At 64.5% G+C, this 22,724-nt stretch carries 22 protein-coding genes and 1 pseudogene; 6 read left to right on the forward strand and 17 right to left on the reverse strand.

Features of this window, described 5'->3' with window-relative positions:
* Nucleotides 1-76: 76 nt before the first annotated feature.
* The 3 genes from BLP10_RS15795 to BLP10_RS24070 form a co-directional block, all read right to left on the reverse strand.
* Nucleotides 77-2,458: a heavy metal translocating P-type ATPase gene (locus BLP10_RS15795; protein WP_091136681.1), complete on the reverse strand. Its 2,382-nt coding sequence runs from the start codon at nucleotides 2,456-2,458 to the stop codon at nucleotides 77-79.
* A gap of 110 nt (nucleotides 2,459-2,568) precedes the next feature.
* Nucleotides 2,569-3,729 carry an acetate/propionate family kinase gene (locus tag BLP10_RS15800; protein ID WP_091136684.1) on the reverse strand — a complete coding sequence of 387 codons (1,161 nt, stop codon included), beginning with the start codon at nucleotides 3,727-3,729 and terminating at the stop codon, nucleotides 2,569-2,571.
* A 1,724-nt stretch (nucleotides 3,730-5,453) separates the two neighbouring features.
* Nucleotides 5,454-5,693, reverse strand: coding sequence for a LysR substrate-binding domain-containing protein (locus tag BLP10_RS24070; RefSeq protein WP_139165512.1), 240 nt, complete (start codon nucleotides 5,691-5,693; stop codon nucleotides 5,454-5,456).
* Nucleotides 5,694-5,823: 130 nt separating this feature from the next.
* Here BLP10_RS24070 and BLP10_RS15810 point away from each other — a divergent pair, with 130 nt between their 5' ends.
* On the forward strand, nucleotides 5,824-7,449 hold the full coding sequence (locus tag BLP10_RS15810; protein WP_091136690.1) for a Mu transposase C-terminal domain-containing protein: 1,626 nt from the start codon (nucleotides 5,824-5,826) through the stop codon (nucleotides 7,447-7,449).
* Entirely contained in the window at nucleotides 7,446-8,339 is an 894-nt protein-coding gene (locus BLP10_RS15815) for a TniB family NTP-binding protein (RefSeq protein WP_091136691.1), read from the forward strand. Before BLP10_RS15810 ends, BLP10_RS15815 begins: the two co-directional genes overlap by 4 nt.
* 320 nt (nucleotides 8,340-8,659) lie before the next feature.
* On the opposite strand, the gene BLP10_RS15820 is transcribed toward BLP10_RS15815, so the two are convergent.
* The 3 genes from BLP10_RS15820 to BLP10_RS15840 all read right to left on the reverse strand — a co-directional run bounded on the left by BLP10_RS15820 (nucleotide 8,660) and on the right by BLP10_RS15840 (nucleotide 10,895).
* Nucleotides 8,660-9,043, reverse strand: coding sequence for an SPW repeat domain-containing protein (locus tag BLP10_RS15820; protein ID WP_091136694.1), 384 nt, complete (start codon nucleotides 9,041-9,043; stop codon nucleotides 8,660-8,662).
* A gap of 71 nt (nucleotides 9,044-9,114) precedes the next feature.
* Nucleotides 9,115-9,609: a hypothetical protein gene (locus BLP10_RS15825; protein ID WP_091136697.1), complete on the reverse strand. Its 495-nt coding sequence runs from the start codon at nucleotides 9,607-9,609 to the stop codon at nucleotides 9,115-9,117.
* Nucleotides 9,610-10,433: 824 nt separating this feature from the next.
* Nucleotides 10,434-10,895 (reverse strand): hypothetical protein, encoded by a 462-nt coding sequence (locus tag BLP10_RS15840; protein WP_091136704.1) that lies wholly within the window; start codon nucleotides 10,893-10,895, stop codon nucleotides 10,434-10,436.
* Between the two features lie 152 nt (nucleotides 10,896-11,047).
* Between BLP10_RS15840 and BLP10_RS23590 the strand changes: the two genes are divergently transcribed.
* The 3 genes and pseudogenes from BLP10_RS23590 (at nucleotide 11,048) to BLP10_RS15850 (ending at nucleotide 13,103) form a co-directional block, all read left to right on the forward strand.
* Nucleotides 11,048-11,173 carry a helix-turn-helix domain-containing protein gene (locus tag BLP10_RS23590; RefSeq protein ID WP_244510574.1) on the forward strand — a complete coding sequence of 42 codons (126 nt, stop codon included), beginning with the start codon at nucleotides 11,048-11,050 and terminating at the stop codon, nucleotides 11,171-11,173.
* 144 nt (nucleotides 11,174-11,317) lie between these two features.
* Nucleotides 11,318-11,970: pseudogene (locus BLP10_RS24145) on the forward strand (LysR substrate-binding domain-containing protein).
* Between the two features lie 53 nt (nucleotides 11,971-12,023).
* Nucleotides 12,024-13,103, forward strand: a complete 1,080-nt coding sequence (locus tag BLP10_RS15850; RefSeq protein WP_091136948.1) for a calcium/sodium antiporter — start codon at nucleotides 12,024-12,026, stop codon at nucleotides 13,101-13,103.
* A 22-nt stretch (nucleotides 13,104-13,125) separates the two neighbouring features.
* On the opposite strand, the gene BLP10_RS15855 is transcribed toward BLP10_RS15850, so the two are convergent.
* The 11 genes from BLP10_RS15855 to BLP10_RS15905 form a co-directional block, all read right to left on the reverse strand.
* Nucleotides 13,126-14,820 (reverse strand): complex I subunit 5 family protein, encoded by a 1,695-nt coding sequence (locus tag BLP10_RS15855; RefSeq protein ID WP_091136707.1) that lies wholly within the window; start codon nucleotides 14,818-14,820, stop codon nucleotides 13,126-13,128.
* Nucleotides 14,817-16,292, reverse strand: coding sequence for a complex I subunit 5 family protein (locus BLP10_RS15860; RefSeq protein WP_244510576.1), 1,476 nt, complete (start codon nucleotides 16,290-16,292; stop codon nucleotides 14,817-14,819). The genes BLP10_RS15855 and BLP10_RS15860 overlap by 4 nt, the downstream gene beginning before the upstream one ends.
* Nucleotides 16,289-17,746 carry a complex I subunit 5 family protein gene (locus tag BLP10_RS15865; RefSeq protein ID WP_091136710.1) on the reverse strand — a complete coding sequence of 486 codons (1,458 nt, stop codon included), beginning with the start codon at nucleotides 17,744-17,746 and terminating at the stop codon, nucleotides 16,289-16,291. Before BLP10_RS15865 ends, BLP10_RS15860 begins: the two co-directional genes overlap by 4 nt.
* On the reverse strand, nucleotides 17,743-18,069 hold the full coding sequence (locus BLP10_RS15870; protein WP_244510577.1) for an NADH-quinone oxidoreductase subunit K: 327 nt from the start codon (nucleotides 18,067-18,069) through the stop codon (nucleotides 17,743-17,745). The genes BLP10_RS15865 and BLP10_RS15870 overlap by 4 nt, the downstream gene beginning before the upstream one ends.
* Nucleotides 18,066-19,010 carry an MnhB domain-containing protein gene (locus BLP10_RS15875; protein WP_091136712.1) on the reverse strand — a complete coding sequence of 315 codons (945 nt, stop codon included), beginning with the start codon at nucleotides 19,008-19,010 and terminating at the stop codon, nucleotides 18,066-18,068. The genes BLP10_RS15870 and BLP10_RS15875 overlap by 4 nt, the downstream gene beginning before the upstream one ends.
* Nucleotides 19,007-19,300, reverse strand: coding sequence for a monovalent cation/H(+) antiporter subunit G (locus BLP10_RS15880; RefSeq protein ID WP_091136715.1), 294 nt, complete (start codon nucleotides 19,298-19,300; stop codon nucleotides 19,007-19,009). Before BLP10_RS15880 ends, BLP10_RS15875 begins: the two co-directional genes overlap by 4 nt.
* Nucleotides 19,297-19,602, reverse strand: coding sequence for an MrpF/PhaF family protein (locus tag BLP10_RS15885; protein WP_091136718.1), 306 nt, complete (start codon nucleotides 19,600-19,602; stop codon nucleotides 19,297-19,299). Before BLP10_RS15885 ends, BLP10_RS15880 begins: the two co-directional genes overlap by 4 nt.
* Nucleotides 19,595-20,092, reverse strand: a complete 498-nt coding sequence (locus BLP10_RS15890; protein ID WP_091136720.1) for a Na+/H+ antiporter subunit E — start codon at nucleotides 20,090-20,092, stop codon at nucleotides 19,595-19,597. The genes BLP10_RS15885 and BLP10_RS15890 overlap by 8 nt, the downstream gene beginning before the upstream one ends.
* A gap of 169 nt (nucleotides 20,093-20,261) precedes the next feature.
* Nucleotides 20,262-20,534 carry a hypothetical protein gene (locus BLP10_RS15895; protein ID WP_091136723.1) on the reverse strand — a complete coding sequence of 91 codons (273 nt, stop codon included), beginning with the start codon at nucleotides 20,532-20,534 and terminating at the stop codon, nucleotides 20,262-20,264.
* A gap of 85 nt (nucleotides 20,535-20,619) precedes the next feature.
* Entirely contained in the window at nucleotides 20,620-20,994 is a 375-nt protein-coding gene (locus BLP10_RS15900) for an ATPase inhibitor subunit zeta (protein WP_175493938.1), read from the reverse strand.
* A 112-nt stretch (nucleotides 20,995-21,106) separates the two neighbouring features.
* Nucleotides 21,107-21,472 (reverse strand): SPW repeat domain-containing protein, encoded by a 366-nt coding sequence (locus BLP10_RS15905; RefSeq protein WP_091136727.1) that lies wholly within the window; start codon nucleotides 21,470-21,472, stop codon nucleotides 21,107-21,109.
* A 424-nt stretch (nucleotides 21,473-21,896) separates the two neighbouring features.
* On the opposite strand from BLP10_RS15905, the gene BLP10_RS15910 reads away from it, so the two are divergent.
* The gene (locus BLP10_RS15910) at nucleotides 21,897-22,658 is read left to right on the forward strand and encodes a sulfite exporter TauE/SafE family protein (RefSeq protein WP_091136730.1); all 762 of its coding nucleotides are present in this window, start codon (nucleotides 21,897-21,899) and stop codon (nucleotides 22,656-22,658) included.
* Nucleotides 22,659-22,724 lie beyond the last annotated feature (66 nt).

A 22,724-nucleotide genomic window follows, 5' to 3' on the forward strand; every position in this document is an offset into this window, starting at 1 on the left:
GATCAATCCTTCCGAACCGGAAGGCGTTCCGCCTGCGGCCTCCGGTCCAACGCTGCCCGCCCCGGCGACCGCGGTTTCACAGCTGCACCGTCCGCAGCCGGATCGCGTTGCCGATCACGCTGACCGACGACAAGGCCATCGCGGCCGCCGCAATGATTGGCGAGAGCAGGATGCCGAAGAACGGGTAGAGCACGCCTGCCGCCACCGGCACGCCGAGCGCGTTGTAGATGAAGGCGAAGAACAGGTTCTGGCGGATGTTGCGCATCGTGGCATGGGACAGCCGCCGCGCCCGCACGATGCCGGTGAGATCCCCTTTCAGCAGGGTCACGCCCGCGCTCTCCATCGCCACGTCAGTGCCAGTGCCCATGGCAATGCCGACATCCGCCGCCGCGAGTGCCGGGGCGTCATTGACGCCGTCGCCCGCCATGGCCACGACCCGGCCCTCGCGCTTGAACTTCTCGACCACGGCGCTCTTCTGCTCCGGCAGCACCTCCGCCTCGACCTCGTCGATCCCGAGCCGACGGGCCACGGCCTTGGCGGTCGTCCAGTTGTCGCCGGTCAGCATCACGACCCGGATGCCCTCTGCCTTCAGGCCGGCCAGCGCCTCGGGCGTTGTCGCCTTTACCGGGTCGGCGATGGCGATGGCGCCCGCCACCTTGCCGTCAACGCCGGCGAAGATCGCCGTCGCGCCGTCCTCACGCAGCCGGTCGGCCTGTTCCGCCAAGGGAGCCACATCGATGCCATGCTCCGCCAGGAACTTGGCGCTACCGAGCACGATGCGTCGGCCCTCGACCGTGCCGTAGGCGCCCTTGCCGGTGGGCGAGTCGAAGTCCGAGACCGGAGCCGTCGTGATGCCTAGCTTTTCGGCCGCCTCGACGATGGCGATGGCGAGCGGGTGTTCGCTCGGCCGTTCGGCGCTGGCCGACAGGCGCAGCACCTCTGCCTCCGTGAAGCCCTGAGCCGGGACGATGGCCGTCACGGCAGGCCTGCCCTCGGTCAGGGTTCCGGTCTTGTCGACCACGAGCGTATCAACCTTCTCCATGTGCTCCAGCGCCTCGGCATTCTTGATCAGCACGCCGGCCTGGGCACCGCGCCCGACGCCGACCATGATCGACATCGGCGTGGCAAGTCCCAGAGCGCAGGGGCAGGCGATGATCAGGACCGCCACGGCGGCCACGAGGCCGTAGGAGAACTGCGGCTCCGGCCCCCAGATCGCCCAGGCGATGAAGGCCAATGCCGCCACGCCGATCACGGCGGGCACGAAATAGCCCGAGACCTGGTCGGCCAGTCGCTGGATCGGGGCGCGACTGCGCTGGGCCTCTGCGACCAGCTGGACGATCTGCGCCAGCATGGTGTCGTGGCCGACCCTCTGCGCCTCGATGACGAGGCCGCCGGACTGGTTTATCGTGCCGCCGATGGCCTTGGCGCCGACGTCCTTGGTCACCGGCATCGACTCGCCCGTGACCATCGACTCGTCGACCGAACTGCGCCCCTCGACGACGATGCCATCGACCGGGACCTTCTCGCCGGGCCGCACCCGCAGACGGTCGCCGACCTGAACGGTGTCGAGCTGGACCTCCTGCTCCGAGCCGTCCGGGAGGATCTTGCGGGCCGTCTTCGGAGCCAGATCGAGCAGGGCACGGATGGCGCCACTGGTGCTCTCTCGGGCACGCAGTTCCAGCACCTGCCCAAGTAGGACTAGCACCGTGATCACCGCCGCAGCCTCGAAGTAGACCGCGACCGAGCCGTCATGGCCACGGAACGCCGCCGGGAAGATGTCGGGCGCCAGCGTCGCGACCATGCTGTAGATCCATGCCACTCCGGTGCCCATGGCGATCAGCGTGAACATGTTGAGGCTGCGGTTCTTCAGCGACTGCCAGCCGCGCACGAAGAACGGCCACCCGGCCCAGAGCACCACCGGGGTCGCGAACAGCATCTGGATCCAGTTCGAGGTCTGCTGGCCGACGTAGTGGCTGAGCCCCGTCAGGTGGCCGCCCATCTCCAGGATGAACACGGGAAGGGTCAGGACCAGGCCGATCCAGAACCGGCGCGTCATGTCGACGAGCTCATGGCTCGGGCCCGCCTCGGCGGTGGCCACGACGGGTTCGAGCGCCATGCCGCAGATCGGGCACGAACCAGGACCGACCTGCCGGATCTCGGGGTGCATGGGGCAGGTGTAGATCGTGCCCTCCGGCACGGCTTCCGCCTTCCGGTCTGCTGCCGGTTCGACGTATTTCGCGGGGTCGGCCGTGAACTTCGAGTGGCAGCCGGAGGAGCAGAAGTAGTACGGCTTGCCCTCGTATTGGGCCCGGTGGGTGGTCGTGTGCGGATCCACCATCATCCCGCAGACCGGATCCTTCACCTTTGCCGCATCGGCCCCTGGTTGAGGGTGATGATGGTGTTCTGAATGGTCGTGGTGGGCATGGCCTGGATGGCCATTTGCTTTGGTGTCGCTCATGACGGCTCTCTGCTTGCTTCTCGATCCCGACAGGGAATCCTGAGGGTTCCCATCGTGGCAAGGTCAAGTCGGTGTGTCTAACCTAGCGGCCTGCTTGGCATTGAGGTGGATCAAGCCAGGTCCCGCGCCGCCCGGGCGATCGGAAGCTCCTCGTTGGCCGGGATCACGAAGGCGTCCACCTTCGACGGGGCATCACTGATCCGCACCTCGGACCGCGCGTTGCAGCCATGATCGAGGGTCAGACCCGTCCAGGCCAACCCTTGGGCGATGCGGTCCCGGAGGCCGGCCGAGTGCTCGCCGACGCCGGCCGTGAACACGAGGACGTCAAGCCCGCCCAGGGCAGCGACGAGCGAGCCAATCTCACGGACGACGCGGTAGGCGAACAGGTCGAGAGCCTCGGCCGCACGTGGGTCATCACTGGCTTCGAGGATGCGGACATCGTCGCTGATCCCGGACACGCCGAGGAGACCGGAACGGGCATACAGGAGGTCGGCCACTTCGTCGGTTGCCATGCCCCTGGCTTGGATCAGATGCAGGATGATGCCCGGGTCTATGGCGCCGGAGCGGGTTCCCATCATGATCCCGTCGAGCGCCGTAAAGCCCATGCTGGTTGCGATGCTTCGGCGGTTCCGCATTCCGCACAGGCTCGCGCCATGGCCGAGATGCGCCACGACCACGCGGCCGTTGGCGCGCTCACCCGCATGGTCCGGCAGGACATCGGCGATGTATTCGTAGGAGAGGCCGTGGAAGCCATAGCGAACCATCCCCCCGTCAACGAGGTCACGCGGAAGGGGATAGAGCTGCGCCAGACGGGGCATGGTCCGGTGAAACGCCGTGTCGAAGCACGCAACCTGCGGAAGCCCGGGCCAGGCTCTCGCGACCGCGTCAACGGCAGCGAGATTGTGGGGCTGGTGCCCGGGAGCGAGCGGGATGAGGTCCCTGAATTCCGCAAGAACGGTGGCGTTGATGACCGTGGGCGAGCTGAACCGCGAGCCGCCATGGACGACACGGTGGCCCACCGCCACGAGGTGAAGATCGCGGATCTCACCAACAAGGCCCAGAAGCCACGACGTGGCCGCTTCGTGATTTGCGTGCGCCGGAGGCCGCTGTCCTCCGAGGAGAGCCTGTTCAGGGCCGGTGACCTTCAGGTCGGTTTCGCCGCCGATCGCCGCGATCGTGCCACGGCAGAGGAGCGCGAGCTCGCCCGGCTCATACAACGCGAACTTGAGGCTGGACGAGCCTGCGTTCAGGACCAGGATGGCTGCGGTCATGGCGCTGGATCCTCGGCTATGAGAACCATCGTGGTGCGAGGCTCGAGAACGAGTTCGCCATGTCCGACCTTCACGGTGCCCGGGTAGGATGCAGCCGTATCGACGGCGACATGCCAGATGTCGCTTTGCCCCTAAAGGCGAGATAAGGAACTCAACAAAATCAAGGGCAAGCCTTTGCCGGTAAATGTGAGATTTTGCCGATAAAATCGAGATTTTTCCCCCTAAAAGTGAGACAGCGTTTACAGGGGTGTGCGGCTGGCTGCGATGGAGATGAAACGGGACCTGACAGAGTTCGCCAAGATCGCCTTGCTCCGGACCTATCACAAGGAAGCCCGTTGGCTCGCCACCGTCGATCGTATCGCGCCAGATACAGCACCGCTTTCACACGCAGGATCAAAGAGCACCGAACAAACCTGATCGGCATCTCGTCTTTAAGGGCAAAGAATCTTGCTTTTCGGCACCCAACGCGGCGAATCTCAAAGTTAAAGGCAAAGTGACAGCTACACTCGATTGGTTCAAGCGATGACACGCCCTAGCACCATTGACCTTAACCCGAGGCTTAGCCGCTTGCTGGGATATCTCCAGGGGTGACGGTTCATCACGATTTTTTCGTGCTCTAGGCAATGTCTGATCCACCCCTGGCGGAGTTTTGCAAGAGCCTGGGATCATCCGTATCTGGGTTGGGCGGGAGCATTCTTCTTCCGCCCTATACCATGATGTCTGGTTCTATGAACGCCTTCTCCAAAATTAATGTGGAGAGCTTCGGGTCCACTCGACCTAGACTTGAGCATGTAGTTCAAAGCCATCAGATACCCATCGACCACGATCGCCAGAGTCATCTGATCTGGCCTGAAATCTCAATGCAGTTTCGGTTAGAGTGTAAAGTCCGGCGGTGAAAGTCGCCTCAGGCGATGGCTTTTGACTGGTCGGGGGAAGCTGCGTCGATCGAACGGACAAGGCAAGTTCCAGAAATTAATGGCAATGCAATTAGCCACAGCCATAGGGCTCTCGGCGTTGAAGTGAGCGCATGGTATGAACTGCCTCAGACCCATCATCCTATCTGCAGATCTATCGGCAGGTGCCGAATAAACGCCTGCAATCGGCACCCCTGCCGAATAAAAGGGTATTTGAAATCATATGCTTATAAATAAGCCGTAAGAAAATCGGGAGGCGGCACCCTGCTTAAACGGGTGCAACTTTACCTGCGACTGATGTAGCGCCGCAATTCGAGCTTGGATTTGCGGGTCTATCCAAAAGAGCGAACCCAGCGGGCCGCTGAACTTGATGTCTGCATTATCTTGGATGTGAGGAATAATGACAGGTCTTCATGCATGACGAGCATCGAACCTCGATCAAGACCATTGGGTCCTGCTCCAGATCGCTCGTGGGCAGGGCATCCGGCGCGTCTACTTGCTGACAAACGAGCGGGATCTGTAAGTCTGCTATAAGACTTTTATCGGCACGCAAGGGTTCAGGTTGCGACGACAGCATCTAGCGATCCGGCATCCATTCCCGTGGTCAATTGTGTTCGCCATTACTTCGCAATGGCTTCGGTAACGGGAAACCGTGACTCATGTTACATCTCGGAAGTAAGTCGAATGTCAGCCATCCTGAGGTGAGCAGACGTTCATTCCGTCTGCTCAATTTCCCGGTTTGATCTATAGCTGACCCTAGTGATCTCACGAAAAAAGCTTGGTGTGATTCAGTTGGTTTTTTCAAAAACCCTACTCAGGAAGTGATCTCGTGCGGCTGGTTTGCATTTGTTGAACAACCAGCAAAGCAACCTGTCGAAAGGATCGAATGGCGGGTGTGTCCTTGCCACGTTGCCATCCGAGCGCAACATGGACTGGTTCCGGCTCATCCAATATCTGCAGGAAGCGGACACCTCTCGGACGAAGGTTTTTAGCGGTTTCCGGCACAACGGCGATTCCAATACCGGCCCCAACTGACGATTTGCATTTCATGATGGGACTGGCGGCCTCTGACAGATCAACGACTTAGCTGAGACTGGAGTGCAACGGACTGCATTTCATTTGAGACTATTCGCATTTCATGTGAGACTGCCTGACCAGTTCGTTGACTCCATCTGTCCGCATGAATGGATCTCGCATCATTGACCCGGACGACACGCGCTGGCTGGAGGCAGAGCGCCGCGATATGTTGTTGCGCGACCTTCTCAAAGCCTCCGGATGGAAGGTGACAGGTGAGGTTGTCAGGGCTGCGCGCGAACAACTCGGCATTCCCCGATCAACGCTCTTCCGCCTCGTCGCCCGCTTCCGTCAGACCAAGCGCGCCACGAGTTTACTGCCCCACTCGGCTGGAACTCCTGTGGGCGCGAAGCGGATCGACCCAAGAGTCGAGAAGCTGATTGCAGAGCAGATCGAGCGCTTCTGGCTCAGACGGGAGCGCCCGACCATGAGCGCTTTGATTGAGCGTGTACACGATGCATGCCGCGTCGAGGGCATGCGACCACCAGACCGCAGAACAATTCAGCGCCGCGTCAACGAACTTGACCTGCAGAAGACCGCGCGCAGGCGAGGGGAGGGGGATGTTCTCGCGAAGGTCACTCCCAGCCCAGGCTCCTATACCGCTGACCGTCCAAACGAAGTCTGGCAGATCGATCATACTGTGGTGGACGTGATTGTCGTGGATGAAGAACACCGCCGGCCGATTGGGCGACCTGTGCTCACAGTTGCGATCGATGTGTGCACCCGAATGGTGGCCGGCTTCTATCTCTCGCTCGACCCTCCTTCGGCCTCCTCCGTTGGTTTGTGCCTGCTGCATGCCGTTTACAACAAAAGCGCTTGGCTCAATGAGCGAGGCCTTGATCTGGACTGGCCCGTCGCAGGCCTGCCCCAAGTTCTTCACTGTGATAATGGCGCGGAGTTTCACTCGCGGGCCTTGAAGGCAGCCTGCCGCGAATACGGCATCAAGCTGCAGTACCGGCCACCCGCGGCCCCGCGCTTTGGCGGCCATATCGAGCGGCTCATCGGAACCATGATGGGCGCCGTGCACCTGCTGCCGGGCACCACCTTCTCAAACATCAAATTACGTGGCGATTACGATGCTGAGGGACGCGCCATCTTTACGCTGCGCGAGCTTGAGGTCTGGCTCGCGATTGAGATTGCCGGAAAGTACCATCAACGGATCCACACGGCGCTGCTGCGACCACCGATTGCCGTCTGGCGTGACCATCAGGGCGCGGTCGATTTCGACCTGCCGCCGGATCGCATGGCGTTCTGGACCGCCTTCCTCCCCGAGACCCGTCGCAGGCTCTCGAAGGATGGCATTCATCTGGAGAAGATCCGCTACTGGTCGGATGCTCTGTCCCGGGATGTCGGACGGGGGGCTGAATTACTGGTCAAGTACGACCCGCGGGACCTCTCCCGGATCTTTGTGCGCCAGCCAGGCGGGCGCTTTGTCGAGGCACGCTATCGCAACCTGGCCCATCCGCCGGTGACCTGGTGGGAGTGGAGGAATACGAAGAAGCGCCTCTACGAGCAGGGCCGGCGGGACCTGAGCGAAGAAGCTCTCTTTGCCTCTCTTGCCCACCAGCGGCAGATTGAGGATGCGGCGGCCTTGGCAAGCGCTGCGGCGCGCCGCCGGGTTGCGCGCAGACCTCCGAAGCGGGCGCCCGACGAGGTCCCGCCAACGCCGCTCAAGGGGATCGACACCGCGACTATGCGCGAGGGTGACGACGACATGGAGTTTTGGGGATGACAGTCGAGCAGCCTTCGCCGCCCCATCTCGCGCCTGGAGCTGCGGCCCTACTCGACCGTCCTGAGGACATCCGCATCAGAGCCATCCGAACGGAACGCTGGGTAGGCTTCGCGAGAGCCCGGCGCGTCCTCGAACTGATGCAAGGTTTGTGTGACCATCCGCCTTCGACCCGGCCACCAGGACTTGCCATCTTTGCCCATAGCGGTATGGGCAAGACGATGCTCGTCGAGAAATTCCGGCGAGATAATCCACCGATCGTTCACCCAGTCCATGGATTGGAGACGATCCCGGTTCTTGGAATTACGCTAACATCACGACCAAGTGAGCGTCGGATCTACGCACAGCTCTTGAGGGCGCTGGATGGTGGCCTCGAACAACGCGCGGTGTCCTTGGCCGAACTGGAGACGAGAGCGCTTAAATTGCTGAAGCAAGCCGATGTCCGTGTGCTCGTCTTCGATGAGGTGCACAACCTGCTTGCCGGCAGCCCACGCGAGCAGCGTGTCATCCTCCAGCTGTTTCGATTCCTCAGCAACGAGCTGAAGGCCTCGCTCGTGTGCCTGGGCATTGCCGACGCAAGAGAAGCCATTGCCGGCGACACGCAGCTGGTGCGCCGCCTCGACCAGCTTGCGCTTCCCCGCTGGCGGGCCGACGAGGAGTTCCAAGCCCTCGTGACAGCCGTCTTGCGGAGCGTACCGCTTCGACGCCCCTCGACCCTGTCCGCGCAGAGCCTACGGCACCTCGCCCGCATCACGGATGGGATCACGGCCCAGGTCTTCTCCACGTTGAACGAGCTTGCCATCGAGGCCGTTCGAACCGGAGCAGAGCGGATCACCGACGAGGCCGTTGAGGCGTGGCGGCCAGCTGTCGATAAGGAGGCTGCCTTCTCATGACGGGTGGCACTTCATGTGAGACTGAGAACGGCGTCAGTCTCACATGAAGTGCACAAATCGGCTTCCAAATCGACCGGTCCCAACATGAAGTCCAAATCGACAGTGTGGGTCTGCGTGAATCCGTTGCTGTTGCATAAGCGCACCTCAAGGGCATGCCAGCGCCTATGCTCCCTGCGCGGCTCAGAATCCAGCATGCGAAAGCATCTGATCTTGGGGGCTCAACGCGCCACACCGCGGTTTCATCCCGAAGCCCCTGAACCTACCTCAGCAATAGCGCGTCCAGAGAGTGCGATGCCCGCCCCTTGCAGAATAGTTTCGGCTTACCGATTCATGTGCCGGACTGCGGCGAGCAACGCACAGACGGCGACGACACCGCCAAGGATCTCATGGCTCCAGAACGCACTCCACTGCATGCCCAGGATCCAGGGGGCAAGCTCCATCCAGGCGGCCACGCCTGCCAGAGCCACGCTCATCTGCAGGCTCGACAGGATCGGTGCAATGATCGAAAGGAGCAGGATGACCAGGGTGCTGATCCACAGGCTCCATGTGGGCACCGGAAGGCTTGTGAAGCCGAGAACAACCGGCGCAAGCAGCGAGCACCCAGCTGCCGCCACCATCAAGAGGCGAATGCGCATTGTGATCGCGTGCGGAGCGGGATCCCCGCCCGAGCGGTCCATGTCTGCGTATTCTGACTTCGGCTTCATGCTCCCCTCCGAAGAATACCTCTTCATCCCGGGATGGTGCTCCCGTCGCTCACCTATCGATCGTCCTCGTCTCACTTGTCCAAGCCCGGCGGCGCCACAGAAGCAGTCGCTACAAGCGTGAGAAGCGTGGAGCAGGCCATCGCAACAGCTGCCGCTGCGAGCGACACGCTGCCGAGAAAGTGGCCAAAAGCTGCGGTGAGAATAACCCCGAGCAGGATAAGTCCCAAGGTCGGCGCACCAATGAAGAGCAGAAAGTCCTTGTTGGCGATGATCCAGGGCAGCGACCTCACCGTCGCGATCGTCTCGCGAGAGAGTTCCGCCATCCACCTCAGTTCCTCCCGCAACCGCGAATCCTGCGGCGGCACCGGCGTGATTGGCATCGGCTCCGTCTCTACGGAAGAGAGGGGCGGCACACGCCGGGCGGGATCGATGTGACGCGGGAGGGCTTCGATCCGCTCGCCCAGCTGACGGATCTGCTGGGCCTCGTCGCGCTGAGAGGGGGTAGACAACCCCACACGATCCGCCGTCACCCGGTCGGGACTGGCACTGCTTAGATCAACGGACATTGCTTTGTTCCCTTTCCTAACGCAGCTTCAGGTGATCGATGGAACTTAATTCTATGCCGAGCCGGCTCACACCCTGCTTGCCGCCCATGACGACGGCACACCAACGAGGCGCGATCCCACGACATTACCGGCTCGGGTGTTTTCCGTCGACCGTATAGTCCACCTTGATGACGTCCGAGGCGCGATGAGGGCGCAGCTGACGGATGTTGCGATCGTCGGTCAGCCAATCAAACCCGATGAACCATGGTTCGGACTAGTCGTGTCTGGCCTCCTGAACCGGTGATCGCCTTGCCAGCGTACGGCGGGGGGAATAGGTCCATCCTTGATCCCCGATGCGCGATCAGCCGTTCGATATCCGTCTCGAGCCGGGAACGGCTGATGCCCAAGAGAGCGGGCTGGCGTCTCGACAACTGGTCGAATGTGGTTTCGATGTGATCGACATCACGGTCGTAGCGCCACTCCTCATAACGATCTCGTACTTGGTGCCATAGTTGCAAGAAGCGGGATCGCACGTCGGCGTCTCGCCCTGAAAGCATCGTGGTACAATCCTGAGACGTCATCGCCATGATGGACATCGATTCCTCCATGCTCTTTCAACACATACGCTCGGGCCGAGCGTACTCCGGAGCCTTGTGTATCAGTTTGACGTGCTCGGCACCGATCAGGAATGGGAGGGCGGCATGAATCGCGAGCGCTGCCTCCCGGCTGCCGCTCCAGCCGACCACAATCCGTCTCCCCAGGGCCACCGTGTACGTTTGGCCATAAAGAGCTGGCAGGGCCTCTTCGCCGGAGACATCGTTCGCATGTGGAAGGATCAACACAGGTCAACCGGACTTGAGCAGGGCCATTTCGGGGACATCGAAGCCAATCTCATCGGTTCCCGGATCGCTTCGGGAGATGATCACAAGGTCCTGGAAGTGCGTGGCCCGGGCAATAATCGCCGCGGCATCGCCTTCGCAGACCTGCCAGTGCGCGTCAGGGACGCCCTCCTGCGCACGTAGGTCCTCGAACCAGCGCCGCATCGCAGCCGCACGGGAGAACTCCTCGGACGAAGCCTTCGCATAGACCGGGGACTGCTTCCCGAAGTACGCCTCCATCATCATGAGGCGGCGGATGGTATAGACCACATCGAGGCGAGCCTTGAACCTCCTCGCTAGAGCAAGGCCGGCGCTGATGGTCGCCAAGCCATCGGAGCGGGAAAGGTCTGCATCCCCCGGCTTGACATGCGCAAGGATGTGACGGACCGGGTGCTGTCCCACCGGCTGGTGTTCATCGACGGCGGGCATCTCGCGCCTCGCCCGGTAGGCCTTCATCCCGGCGGTGGAGATGGCAGGTCGACCGTCCCAAGTTGTGAGCAGGCGGCAGCAAACTCTAAGCTCGACATTGAGGTTCTCAATGCCGATTGTTCAAAGACAGATCCGAGCCGGAGTTAAGCCCCATGCCGACGCCTCTGCCACCGTTTGACCTCGACGTGCTCCGTACCTTTGTGGCTATCGTGGACCATGGCGGGTTTACCCGGGCCGCAGAGCGGGTGGGACGAACCCAGTCAACCATCAGCCTCTAGGTCAAGAAGCTGGAAGACGGGCTCGGCCACCGCGTCTTCGAACGGGAGCCGGGACGTGAGCTTCAGCTCACGCCGGACGGCGAGATCCTGCTGACCTATGCCCGCCAGATCCTTCGGCTCAGCGATGAGGCTCGTACCCGTTTGATGGATTCCGACGTCGCCGGAACAGTACGGCTTGGCACGCCGGAGGATTTCGCAACCGCGCATCTGCAGGACGTGCTGGCCTGCTTTGCGCGCGCCTATCCGCGCGTGGCGTTGGAGGTAAACTGTGACTTCACCGTCAATCTGCTCAGCGGGTTTTTGAAAGGCCAGTACGACCTCATCCTGTTCAAGCGCGAGCCGCAGGGGCCCGTAGGAGGTGTCGGGGTCTGGCGAGAGGTCCTGGTCTGGGTTACGTCGCCACGGCTCGTCCTCGACCCAGGCGCCCCCTGCCGCTCGTCCTCGCACCGGTTCCGGATGTTTACCGCAAGCGAGCGCTTGCAACCCTCGACGGGATCAAGCGGTCCTGGCGGATCGTCTACACGAGCCCGAGCTTGAACGGGTTGCAGGCTGCCGTGAGAGCAGGGCTCGGCGTAACCGTCTTGCCGAAGGAGATGGTTCCAGCCGGCCTTGTGCTTGTCGGGGCGGAGCACGAGCTGCCTCCGCTGCCAGATACGGAAATCGCTCTTTATCGCGCACCCGGCGTGCTGCCGCGAGCGGCGGAACTCCTCGGGGAGCACATCGTGCATTCGCTGGAGAGCGTGGCGGCGCCAGGCGGGATCGAGTCAGCGGAAGACGGCAAAGCATATCCTCGTTGACCGGTCCCGAAGCGGATGAGATAGCTCGACGGGAAAAGCACTGGATCCTTCACGTGGACATCATCTTCTTCCTGGGCGGGCTCGTCCTGCTGGTCGTCGGGGCCGAGATCCTGGTGAAAGGCGCCTCCCGCCTGGCGCTATCGCTGGGGCTGTCGCCGCTGGTGGTCGGCCTCACAGTCGTGGCCTTCGGCACTTCGGCGCCGGAGGTTGCCGTCTCGGTCGGGGCGGTTCTGGGTGGGCAGACCGACATCGCCATCGGCAACGTGGTAGGCAGCAACATCTTCAATGTACTGTTCATTCTGGGGGTGAGCGCGCTGGTCACCCCCCTGATCGTAAACCGGCAGGTGATCCGCCAGGAGGTTCCGATCATGATCGGCGTGAGCACGCTCCTCCTCGTAATGCTGCGCGACCGCGTGATCAGCACGGCCGAGGCCGCGCTGCTGTTGGCCCTGCTCGTCGGCTATACCGCCTTTCTCGTAGTCCAGTCGTGGCGGGCGAACCGGCGCGTGCCGGACGAAGGGCTAGAAGGCACAGTCGTGGACGGTTCCTCCGGGAGCGGGTCGCGGCTGGCGCAGGCGGCCATGATCCTTGTCGGGCTCGCCTGCCTCGTGGCCGGCTCGCGGCTGCTCGTCGCTGCCGCCGTGTCCTTCGCCATAGCCTTGGGGGTTAGCGACCTGATCGTTGGCCTGACCATCGTGGCGGCGGGCACGTCGCTGCCCGAGGTGGCCACCTCGATCACCGCCGCCGTCCGGGGCAACCGCGACATCGCGGTCGGCAATGTCGTGGGCAGCAACGTCTTCAACATTCTGGGCTGCCTCGGCCTGTCGGGCTTGGCCGCGGGGGGCGCGGGGATTACCGTGGCGCCGTCGATCCTCGCCTTTGACGCCTGGGTGATGCTGGCCACCGCCGTCGCCTGCCTGCCGATCCTCCTGACCGGCCGCGAGATTGCCCGCTGGGAAGGCGTGGTCTTCTTGGCCTATTACGTCTTTTACGTCGGCTACCTCATCCTTGCGGCCGAACAGCACGATGCCCTGGAAACCTACACCAGGGCGATGACGACGTTCGTGGTGCCGCTGACCCTACTGACCGCCGGCGTGATCTATGCGGGCTCCCGGAAACTGCGGCGGGGATGATCGGTTCGGACCGTCCCGCGCATCAGCCCAGGAAGGCCGCCAGAAGCGCACCCATGACAACGAGCAGGAAAACGGCGAGGGAGGTCCGGTCCCTCACCGTGACCTCCACCTTAGCGAGATTGTCTCTCCAAGCGGTTCCAGACCGCTCCGGGGAGCTGCGCATTGACGCGGAACCGGCTCGGACAGCGGCCTGGAAGGCGGTATGCGCTGCAGCCGCCGATCGCCGCATCGGATCCAGAAGATCCCCTTCCGGCAGGGAGGGGGGCTTCAGGCCGAGCGCAACGGCGCCGATCACGAGAAGCCCCGCGAGCGCTAGCGGCCACGTGCTTTCCAGCAGGCCGAGCAGCGTCGTCGCGGCGAACGGCGTCTTACCTGCGACGGTGGGATGCAGGACCATCGGCAGAACAAGCGCCGCGCTGGCGAGCGCCAGTACCGGCAGGGCAAGCAGGAGGGGCGGACGATCGTTGCCGGCCCGGGCGGCGGGAAGGAGCGCGAGGAAGCGCGCCAGCACCAGCGCCGAGGTCAGGGCGGACAGACCAATGAGCGTGGCGCCGAACGGCCCGGCGGGTCCCTTGATCGCTGACTTGGCGAGCGCGCCCGCCGTGAAGGGCAGTCCGGCGATGGACAGCGCCAGCACGAGGACGAGGGCGAGAAGCCCCCAGCGCCAGCCCTTGGCGCACCACGGCGCGAGGCCATAGGAAAGGAACAGCCCTCCCTTTGCCAGCCCGTGGCTCAGCGCGTAAAGCGCCACGGCCGGCAGGACCACCGCCGCGGGCACGCCAGCCGCAAGCGCCGCACCCAGGGCGCCCATCACCAGCCCCATCTGGCTGACCGTGGAATAGGCAAGCACTGCCTTGCCCCCCGGCTGGGCGAGCCCGAGCAGCGCGCCGCCGAACAGCCCTCCAAAGCCCAGTAGCGCCAGTGTCGTGCCTTCCACGGGGGCGGACACGCCGAAGGGCAGAAACGTCAGCAGGCCGAAGATGCCTGCCTTTACAATGGCGCCGGACAGGACGGCCGAGGCCGGTACCGGCGCGGCGGGGTGGGCCACGGGAAGCCAGACATGCAGCGGCATCAGCCCCGCCTTGATTCCGAATCCCAGGATCAGAAGCCACAGGATCGCTGGAGAGGACCCGGGCAGGCCAAAGCCGGCGCGGACGTCCCCGATCCATAGCGACCCGCCCGCCCCGTGCGAAGCCAGCATGAATGCGGCCAGAAGGGCCGTCTCGCCGATCACCGCAAGAACGACATATGCGGTCCCGGCCCGCAGTGAGGCGGGCTTCCGGTCGTGGATGACGAGGGGGTAGGCCATTAGCGAGACAAGGGCGAAGAAGACGTAGAAGCTGACGATGTCGGCGGCGATGAACACCCCCAGATTGCCGACCAGGACGACGTTCCAGAACAGTGCGAAGGCGGCCGGCCGCGAGTCCGATCCCATGGAGCGCACCGCATAGGCCCCCGCGCAGATCCACAGGACGGCCGCGCCGCCCAGAAACACGGCGCCCGTGTCGCTCAGCGCCAGGCCTCCGTCCAGCAGGATACCGGGGGTCCGGACGACTTGGTCGCGCGGCGCCAGAATCGCCGCGCACAGCGCCGGCACGGGAGCGAGGGGTAGCAGCGCGATCATGCGCGAGCCCCAGGCCGGCACTAGGCAGAACACCGCCAGGACGAGCGGCCAGACCGCCGCCAGCGGCAGGAGAAGCGCGAGATCCGCCGTCATTTCAGATACCCCATCTCGGCGATGAGCTTGGCCCAGGTCAGGGGGCTGAACGAAGAGGAGGCGAAGACGCCGGCTGCCAGGGAAGCCGCCGCGGTCACAACCGCCGGCAGCACCAGCATCCGGTCGCTGGCCGTACCCAGTTCCCGGAACGCCGCCTGTTCCGGCGGGGGAAGAAGCCAGGCGCGATAGAGCATCGGCAGGAAATAGGCGGCGTTGAGCAGAGACGATCCTGCTAAAACGGCCACGACCCAGGAGGCGTCCGACTGCAGCCCGCCAATTCCCAGATACCACTTGGAGATGAAACCAGCCACCGGCGGCACCCCGATCATCCCGAGCGCACCGATCGAGAAGGCCGCCATGGTCACCGGCATTCGCCGCCCTGCGCCGTCGAGATCGGCGACGGCCTTGATCCCCAGGCGGTTCGACAACGCGCCCGCGCACAGGAAGAGCGTGATCTTCATGATCCCCTGGTGCACCAGGTGGACCAAGCCCCCGATGACCGCGAAAGGCCCCACAAGGCTGGCGCCCAGCACAATGTAGCTGACCTGACTGACGGTCGAATAGGCCAGGCGCTTCTTGATCTCGGTCTGCATGACCGCGCGCAGCGAGCCGTAGAGGATCGTAAACGAGGCAAGGGCAGCCAGAGGCGGGCCGAGCCCGAGCTCGGCCACGGTCCCGATGCCGTAGACGTCATAGATCATCCGCACGATGCCGAATGCGCCCGCCTTCACGACTGCGACCGCGTGCAGAAGGGCGCTGACCGGCGCCGGCGCCGCCATGGCCGCAGGAAGCCAGCCGTGAAAGGGGACGAGCGCGGCCTTCACCCCCAGCCCGCCCACACACAGCACGAAGATCAGCGTCAGGGTCAGGGGCGGGACCGCGGAAAGGTCGGGCGGCGCAGTGAACTCGATCGACCCGACCAGCGTCTTCAGCCACAAGATGCCGACCAGGAACGCGGCGCTGCCCGCCAGCGTGTAGGCCAAGTAGATGCGGCCCGCACGCAGGGATTTCTCGTCCCCGTTGTGGACGACCAGCGGCCAGGTGGCCAGCGTGAGAAGTTCGTAGAACAGGAAGAAGGTGACGGCCGTCCCCGAGAGTGCCACCCCGGTGGCCGCAAGGACGCAGAGATTGAAGAAGCCGAAGAACCGGGCGAGGTTCGGCCCGCGCCCGAAATAGCCGATGGCATAGATGGTGGTGACGAGCCACAGAAAGACCGACAGGCTCACGAACAGCAGCGCCAGCGTGTCCACCCGCAGCAGGAAGTCGTGGCCCGGCAGGATGGTGTAGCGCCATTCCAGATCGACGCCGCTGCGGACCTGCCGCAGAAGATCGGCGACGATCAGGACCTTGATCAACGCGACGAACAGGTTCGCGGCATTGCGCCAGCCCGCCAGGCGTTCGGGCAGCGCGAAGCTGATGATCGCCGGGATCAGCGGCAGAAGCACGAGCGCGAGGGGCACGGCCGTCATCATCGGCCAGGCTCAGCGGGAAGGGGACCTGCGGCCGCGGGCGGAGCCGACAGAGAAGATAGCTCGATCAGCATCATGCCGGCAAATCCCAAGGCAACGGCCAGCGCCGCCAGCGCCAGCGGCGCCGCGACCCGCAGGGGCGCCTCGGCCTTGACGACCGGCGCGGCGCTTCCGCTGCACGCCACCGAGAGCGGCCTGAACAGGTAGACGGCCCCGAGCAGGCCGCCGATCACGAGAACGGCCGCGTAGACCACACTGCCCTGTTCGATAGCGGCGTGCAGCAGAAGGAACTTCGCGGTGAACCCGCCCGACGGGGGCAGCCCCGTGAGCGAGATCGCCGCCAGCGCGAAGGCGGTGACCGACAGGGGCATCGCGCGGGCGAGGCCCGCCAGGTCGCTGATGCGCTCGCCCGCGACGGCCTTGAGCATCAACCCCGCGGCCAAGAACATGGCGGCCTTGGCGAGCATGTGGGCGACCGCGTGCACCAGCACCGCGGCCCAGGGCTCGGCGGGATTAGGGGCATTCGAGATCAGGGGAAAGGCCAGGAACAGATAACCTAGCTGCGCCACCGTCGAATAGGCCACTAAGGACTTCAGCCGCTCTTGCCGGATCGCCTGGATCGAGCCGTAAAGGATCGCAAGCGCGCCCATGCCCCCCAGAAGATGCATCGCCGCTGGGCGGACGACCTCGGCGAAGGCCTCGAACCAGAGCCGCAGGATGATCACGAAGCCCAGCTTGACGACGACCGCGGACAGCAGAGCGCTGGCTGGGGCAGGGGCGGCGGCATGGGCGGGGGGCAGCCAGCCGTGCAGCGGAAACAGCGCCGTTTTGACCAGAAGTCCCGCGGTCATGACGGTGATCGCCAGCAGGGTTGGCAGATCGGGCCGCGCGTGGATCGCCAGCAGGGTGGCATCCACCGTGTCATAGTGGGCTGCCAGCAGCGCGACCCCCAGCAAATAGGCCAGCGAGCCGACGAGCGCGATCAGGAAATACTGCAGCCCGGCTGCGAGCGAGCCCATCGCGGCCATCGCAACGGCGGCCAAGCTGACCATCTCGATCGTCACATACAGGTTGAACAGATCCGTCGTCAGATAGCCCGCGTTCGAGCCGCCCCACATCAGATAGAGCAAGGGCCAGAAGGTGTGGGCGCGCGCCGTCTCGCGCCCCGATTTCGGCGAGAATTCATGCCATGCGTAGAGCCCGACCGCCACGAAACAGAGGGATGTGGCGGGCACCAGAAGCCGCGCGACGCCGTCAGCGCGCAGCAGGATGCCGAGCGGAAGCTCCCAGTCGCCGACCAGGTGGGCCGCGTCGGGGGGAAGGGCCACGAGCCAGGCCGACAGAGCCAGCATCGCCGGGCTGGCGGCCAGGATCAGCCAGCGTCCGCCCCGCCCAACGACGAGCGAGGCCACCATGAAGGCCAACGGCGCGGCCACAAGCAGGTCGAGCGGGCTCATGGACCCTGGTCTTTCGGCTGGTCCGATGCGGTTCCCGCGGCGCGGCGCTCCTCGGCCAGGCGCGTGATCATCGCGGCCCCCACTGCGGTCAGGGCGACCGACACCACGATGCCTGTGATGACAAGCGCCTGCGGATAGGGATCGGTGACGCCCTCGCCCCGCCCCAATCCCCCTAGGATTAGGAAGATGCCGGCGCCGATAACGTTGACGGCCAGAAGCTGCCGAAGAGGATGGCGCAGGCTAATGAAGCCGAAAAGCCCCAACCCGACCAGCGCGGCCCCTGTCAGCGGGAACAGATGGCCAAGCGACGTGGATATCGTCACAAGCCTGTCTCCGTCGTAGCGGGGGGGCCGGCGACGAGCAGCGCTAACGTCACTCCGATCGAGAGCGCCAGGGAATATTCGATGGTCACGATCAAAGCCTTGGCCGTGCCCTCCGGGTAGGCAAGGAACCGCCCCAGTGCCGCGCCTGCTAGACCGATGGCCAGGAACACGAGCGGCCCCGCCACCAGGGACCAGCGAAGCGCCGAATTGTCGCTGCGCGGCAGCCCGATGGCGCCTCCCATAGCTGCGAACAGGAACCCGCCGGCCAGCACCGTGCCCCCCTGGAAGGCCCCGCCCGGATCGTCGGAACCAACCCAGACGAGATAGGCGGCCATCACAAGTGCGACCGGAAGCAGGAGCCGGCCGAATGATCCCGCCACGTTGAGCGCGGCAGGGTCAGTCATCCGCAGGGCTGCCGGGGCACGCGGCCAGGCGGCCGGGGCCGCCAGCGACCAGATGGCGACCAAGGCGCCCAGCAGGACAAAGGATTCGAGCAGAGTGTCATAGGCGCGAAAGGCCAGCAGAACTCCCGTCACCGGGTTTTCCACCCCGATTAGCGGCATGAGCCCGTCGATGACCGGGGCTAGGCCATCATCCGGCGCGATCGAGAGGACCGCCGCGGCCAAGACGGCCGTGAAGACGGAACAAGCCGCGGCCGCCCCTAGCCTCAGCCAGGGCTTCGCCGGGCCGCAAGATATCTCCTCGCCAAGCGCAAGCAACCGGCTTCGAGACAGAACAAGCAGCACGCCCGTGACCCCGGCGCCGATCGCGATCTCGGCCAGCGCGACATTCACCGCCCCCAGCGTCAACCAGGCCAATCCCATCAGGTTACCGAAGACGACGAAGAAGGCAACCGCCGCCAGGAAGTCGCGCATGAACAGCGCGACGCAGGCCGTTCCGAGGATCATGAGGCAGAGAATGAGCTCGAAGGCGGAGGTCATGATCCGTCGCGGTCCTCCTGCTTGGCCATGCGAGCCATCAGTTGCGCACTTGTGCCAGCGGCCAAAATAGCGAACAGCCAAACCGCGGCGATCTTAGCGGCGACGGCAACCGAGCCCCATTGCAGCGCCGCCGCCAGGGCGACGAAGCCCAGCCCGACATTGTCGGCTTTGGTCAGCGCGTGCAGGCGCGAGGCTGCGTCGGGAAAGCGCAGAAGCCCAATCGTTCCGGCCGCGTAGAAGAAGAGCCCCAAGAACAGCAGCAGACGGACGGCCAAGTCGGTCCAGGTCACGAGGACTCCTCCGTCCCCTGCGCACGGTCGGGTCGTTCGGGCCGCGCCCCGGCCGACGGGCTGCCGCGCACGAAAGCGGATACGAGGACCGCCGCCAGAAGCGTTCCCGTCAGCGCGGCGTCCAGCATCGCCGGGTCCCGTCGGGCCGTCCCCAGCGCGACGGCTATCCCAATCACGCCGGTGCCCACCAGCTGGGCTGCCATGATCCGGTCCACGCGCGCCGGACCTTTCCAGCAGCGCACCAGCGCCGCCGCCACGGTCACCAGCAGGATCACCGCGGCGAAGGTGAACGCGTCATGCATTAGGGGTCCCAGCCAGTTCAATTCGCCGGTCGAAGAGACCGAGCACGCGACGCTGATCCCTCTCGAATTCGAGGGGATCGAAGCTGGGACCATGAAGAAGGTGGAGATCCATCACGCCGTTGGCCGGACCGGCCGCCAGTGACCCGGGAAGGACGCTGATCATTCCGCCCAGAAGGGAGTTCGCCGCCGCATGGTCGATGGTCAGCCGAAGCTTTGTCCAGACCGGCTCGACCGGCAGGCGCGGATGGATCGCGCGCCACGCGACGTCGAGCCCGCCCCGGAGCCCCTGGACGCAGAGCCAGCCGAGAAGCGGAACGAGGCGCCACGCACGAATCCCTGCCTGGTCGACGGGATAGAGCGTCAGGCTGAGGAAAGTCGCTGCCACCGCTGCGATTGCCCCGAAGACGAGCGAGGCCGGATTGGCTTCGACAAGCACCCACCACAGGACAAGAAGTAAGCCGACCCGAGAGAAGAACTTGTAAACACGCATCAATTCTCCTGTCGCTGGGGTCGGCTAAGAATCAGGCACCTTTTCCAGGATACTCACGCTGTTCGGAAACTCCAAACCTCCATCGAACTGAACCCGTCCGCCGGGGCGGGATCTCGCCTGCCGGCACCCGCTGCCCACGCTGGTCATGGCCGCCGCTGCTGTAGGTGGTCTAGTGGTCTGCTAAGGCCGCCGAGGCCCTGATGCGTTCCTCCAAGGCCTCGAGCTGCCGGACATACGGCTTCCGCCGCTCCTCGTGCCGCAGTTGCAGCTTCCGGATCGTGGCCTGCTTTAGCGCCTCCTCCGAGGGAGTGTTCCTGACCGCCTCGATGTCGCGTTGATGCATGAAGTCGACGTCGGCTAGGTCAGCCAGGGACGATTGCAGCAGGGACTGGAGTTCCGCAGGGTAAATGCGTACGGCAGGGAGCCCGGCAAGGGTGGCCATGTGTCTTCTCCTGTGTCTGCGTGGTGTCGAGATGCTGGAGCCGATGAAGCCAGCCCGGGTACCATCCAGCCCATAAGGGCAGCGTTTAATGGGCCTCTCCTCGGCTCATTCGGGTTCTTGGGTGCTCGGGGGTCCTTCCGCACACGAGCGTGATCTGGAAGAAAGCGCGAAGTTCGTTCGCCCTGAGCTCGCGCCGCAGCCGCCTGTAGGACATGGCGACTCCACCCCGCTTCATGTCCATGACCAACCGGCCTAGGATGTCCTCGTCCCCGGGCTGCTCGAAATCGGCAAAATGCAAGCTCCAGGCGTATGCGGCATGGTTCTCGACGGGCAGCCTGAGAACTCTCGCCGCCCACAAGCCCGTCAGGATGTTGCGGCGGGCGATGAGGTCCGTTTCCGTGTCGCGGTCGACGCAGAGAGGACGACCGCATTTTGCAATCTCGCGCTGGTTGGGGCGCATCGGCTGTCTCCTTTCGTTGATCCGGTGTGCACGGCCTGCCGATCGGTCCTGGTCCTGCCTCCGCCGGCAGGCCGTGCGTTCCGGGGCGGTTGGGAACTTCTCGAGTGGGCTCCTATGCCGCCACGGACGTGTCATCCTTGCTGCTCTGCCACCCGATTGCCGTAGCCAGGGCCGCGAGGCCGAGGCTGGCGGCGACATGCGCCCAGAAGGCCATGACGGAAGCGGTGAAGCCGAGCATCCAAGGCGCCACGAAGAGCCAGGCGACCAGGGCGAGGAGCGCCCATGCCGCCTGCCGTCTTGCCACCAGGACCGCGTAGGCTCCGCAAGCTGCCGTCAGAGCGGCGACCGCCCACAGGCTCCAGGCCGGGACGGCTTCGGCCGAGAGGCCTGGAGCCCAAGGCACGACGAAGAGGAGGGCGGCCGCACCGAGAACCGAGTACCCGATGACCGGAATCTTCGGAGGAGGTGAAATTCGCATCGTCGTGCTCCATGTCGACCTGCCACATCCACATCGGTGCGGGTGATGGCAGAGCCAATATAGCAATGGCGCAGCAGCAGATTGATGAGTTCTGCCAATATCCTGCATCGGAAAGCCGGAGGAGGGCGGCGTCCGCCACGATACTGGTGCAGCACGATAGGGGTAGTCTCCAACTCAGCCGGCTTTTGATCAGGATTGCCCATCGGCGCACGGATGGTGATGTGAACGGTCATGCCAACGCCTCCGCCGCTCATTGCCCTCGGCGTCCCGCACACCTTCGTGGCCGAGCTGCTGGCGGAGCACATCGTTCGCTCCGCTGGGTATCCGGGGCCTTAGGCCGCCACCGGGACGGAGTCTCGACCTATTGCCGAATATGGCGAATGATCGAGGCCCATGACGCCGGCGCGTCCGAAGGAGAGGTACGATGTGGGAGGATGTGATGCTCTTCGCCGCCGTCGGCTTCGCGGCGCAGGTCATCGACGGCGCCCTGGGCATGGCCTACGGCGTGACGGCGACGGCCGTGCTCCTGAGCCTGGGCGTCACGCCTTCGGTCGCCAGCGCCAGCGTCCATGCCGCCGAGGTGTTCACGACCGGCGCGTCGGGTGCCGCCCATTGGCGGCTCGGCAACGTCGACCGGGCGCTGTTCCGCCGTCTGGCGACCGCCGGGGTGTGCGGCGGCATCCTGGGAGCTTACCTGCTTACCTTCCTGCCCGGCGCCGTGGTCCGACCCCTGGTCAGCGGATACCTCCTGATCATGGGCGGGCTCATCCTCTGGCGGGCATTGCGAGGGCGATCCGAGGGACCGGAGGATGCACCCTTGAAGCCGCCCCTGAGGCATGTCGGTCCCCTTGGCCTCGGCGGCGGGTTCCTGGATGCGATCGGAGGCGGCGGCTGGGGCGCCATGGTGACCTCCACTCTGATCGGGCATGGCGTGGCGCCGCGCCTGGCGATTGGGTCCGCCAACCTCGCCGAGTTCTTCGTCACAAGCGTCATCACAGCCACCTTCGTCGTGACGATCGGGCTGGAGCTCTGGCCGACGATCGCCGGCTTGGTGCTGGGCGGCGTCCTGGCGGCGCCGTTCGCGGCGCTGGTCACGCGCAAGGTTCCCGACCGTCCGCTCATGCTCCTGGTCGGAGCTGTCATCGTCTTTCTCAGCCTGCGGGGCCTGCTGCAGGCGTTGCGGTGAAGCGGAAGCCGACGGCCTGTCGGCAACATTCGCTCGAGACCATTGATTTTCCCGATGGAGATCATC

Source organism: Microvirga guangxiensis (assembly GCF_900102135.1).
Classification (GTDB): domain Bacteria; phylum Pseudomonadota; class Alphaproteobacteria; order Rhizobiales; family Beijerinckiaceae; genus Microvirga; species Microvirga guangxiensis.

Bases quoted from the DNA above. Each gene is read 5' to 3' on its own strand.
- BLP10_RS15825 (WP_091136697.1), bottom strand. From the start codon at position 9,609: ATGTCCGTTGATCTAAGCAGTGCCAGTCCCGACCGGGTGACGGCGGAT.
- BLP10_RS15865 (WP_091136710.1), bottom strand. From the start codon at position 17,746: ATGAGCCCGCTCGACCTGCTTGTGGCCGCGCCGTTGGCCTTCATGGTG.
- BLP10_RS15815 (WP_091136691.1), top strand. From the start codon at position 7,446: ATGACAGTCGAGCAGCCTTCGCCGCCCCATCTCGCGCCTGGAGCTGCG.
- BLP10_RS15875 (WP_091136712.1), bottom strand. From the start codon at position 19,010: ATGACCTCCGCCTTCGAGCTCATTCTCTGCCTCATGATCCTCGGAACG.
- BLP10_RS15910 (WP_091136730.1), top strand. From the start codon at position 21,897: ATGTGGGAGGATGTGATGCTCTTCGCCGCCGTCGGCTTCGCGGCGCAG.
- BLP10_RS15855 (WP_091136707.1), bottom strand. From the start codon at position 14,820: ATGACGGCGGATCTCGCGCTTCTCCTGCCGCTGGCGGCGGTCTGGCCG.
- BLP10_RS15810 (WP_091136690.1), top strand. From the start codon at position 5,824: ATGAATGGATCTCGCATCATTGACCCGGACGACACGCGCTGGCTGGAG.
- BLP10_RS15800 (WP_091136684.1), bottom strand. From the start codon at position 3,729: ATGACCGCAGCCATCCTGGTCCTGAACGCAGGCTCGTCCAGCCTCAAG.
- BLP10_RS15860 (WP_244510576.1), bottom strand. From the start codon at position 16,292: ATGATGACGGCCGTGCCCCTCGCGCTCGTGCTTCTGCCGCTGATCCCG.
- BLP10_RS15890 (WP_091136720.1), bottom strand. From the start codon at position 20,092: ATGCGTGTTTACAAGTTCTTCTCTCGGGTCGGCTTACTTCTTGTCCTG.
- BLP10_RS15840 (WP_091136704.1), bottom strand. From the start codon at position 10,895: ATGCCCGCCGTCGATGAACACCAGCCGGTGGGACAGCACCCGGTCCGT.
- BLP10_RS15900 (WP_175493938.1), bottom strand. From the start codon at position 20,994: ATGCGCCCCAACCAGCGCGAGATTGCAAAATGCGGTCGTCCTCTCTGC.
- BLP10_RS23590 (WP_244510574.1), top strand. From the start codon at position 11,048: ATGCCGACGCCTCTGCCACCGTTTGACCTCGACGTGCTCCGTACCTTT.
- BLP10_RS24070 (WP_139165512.1), bottom strand. From the start codon at position 5,693: ATGAAATGCAAATCGTCAGTTGGGGCCGGTATTGGAATCGCCGTTGTG.
- BLP10_RS15895 (WP_091136723.1), bottom strand. From the start codon at position 20,534: ATGGCCACCCTTGCCGGGCTCCCTGCCGTACGCATTTACCCTGCGGAA.
- BLP10_RS15885 (WP_091136718.1), bottom strand. From the start codon at position 19,602: ATGCATGACGCGTTCACCTTCGCCGCGGTGATCCTGCTGGTGACCGTG.
- BLP10_RS15820 (WP_091136694.1), bottom strand. From the start codon at position 9,043: ATGAAGCCGAAGTCAGAATACGCAGACATGGACCGCTCGGGCGGGGAT.
- BLP10_RS15795 (WP_091136681.1), bottom strand. From the start codon at position 2,458: ATGAGCGACACCAAAGCAAATGGCCATCCAGGCCATGCCCACCACGAC.
- BLP10_RS15905 (WP_091136727.1), bottom strand. From the start codon at position 21,472: ATGCGAATTTCACCTCCTCCGAAGATTCCGGTCATCGGGTACTCGGTT.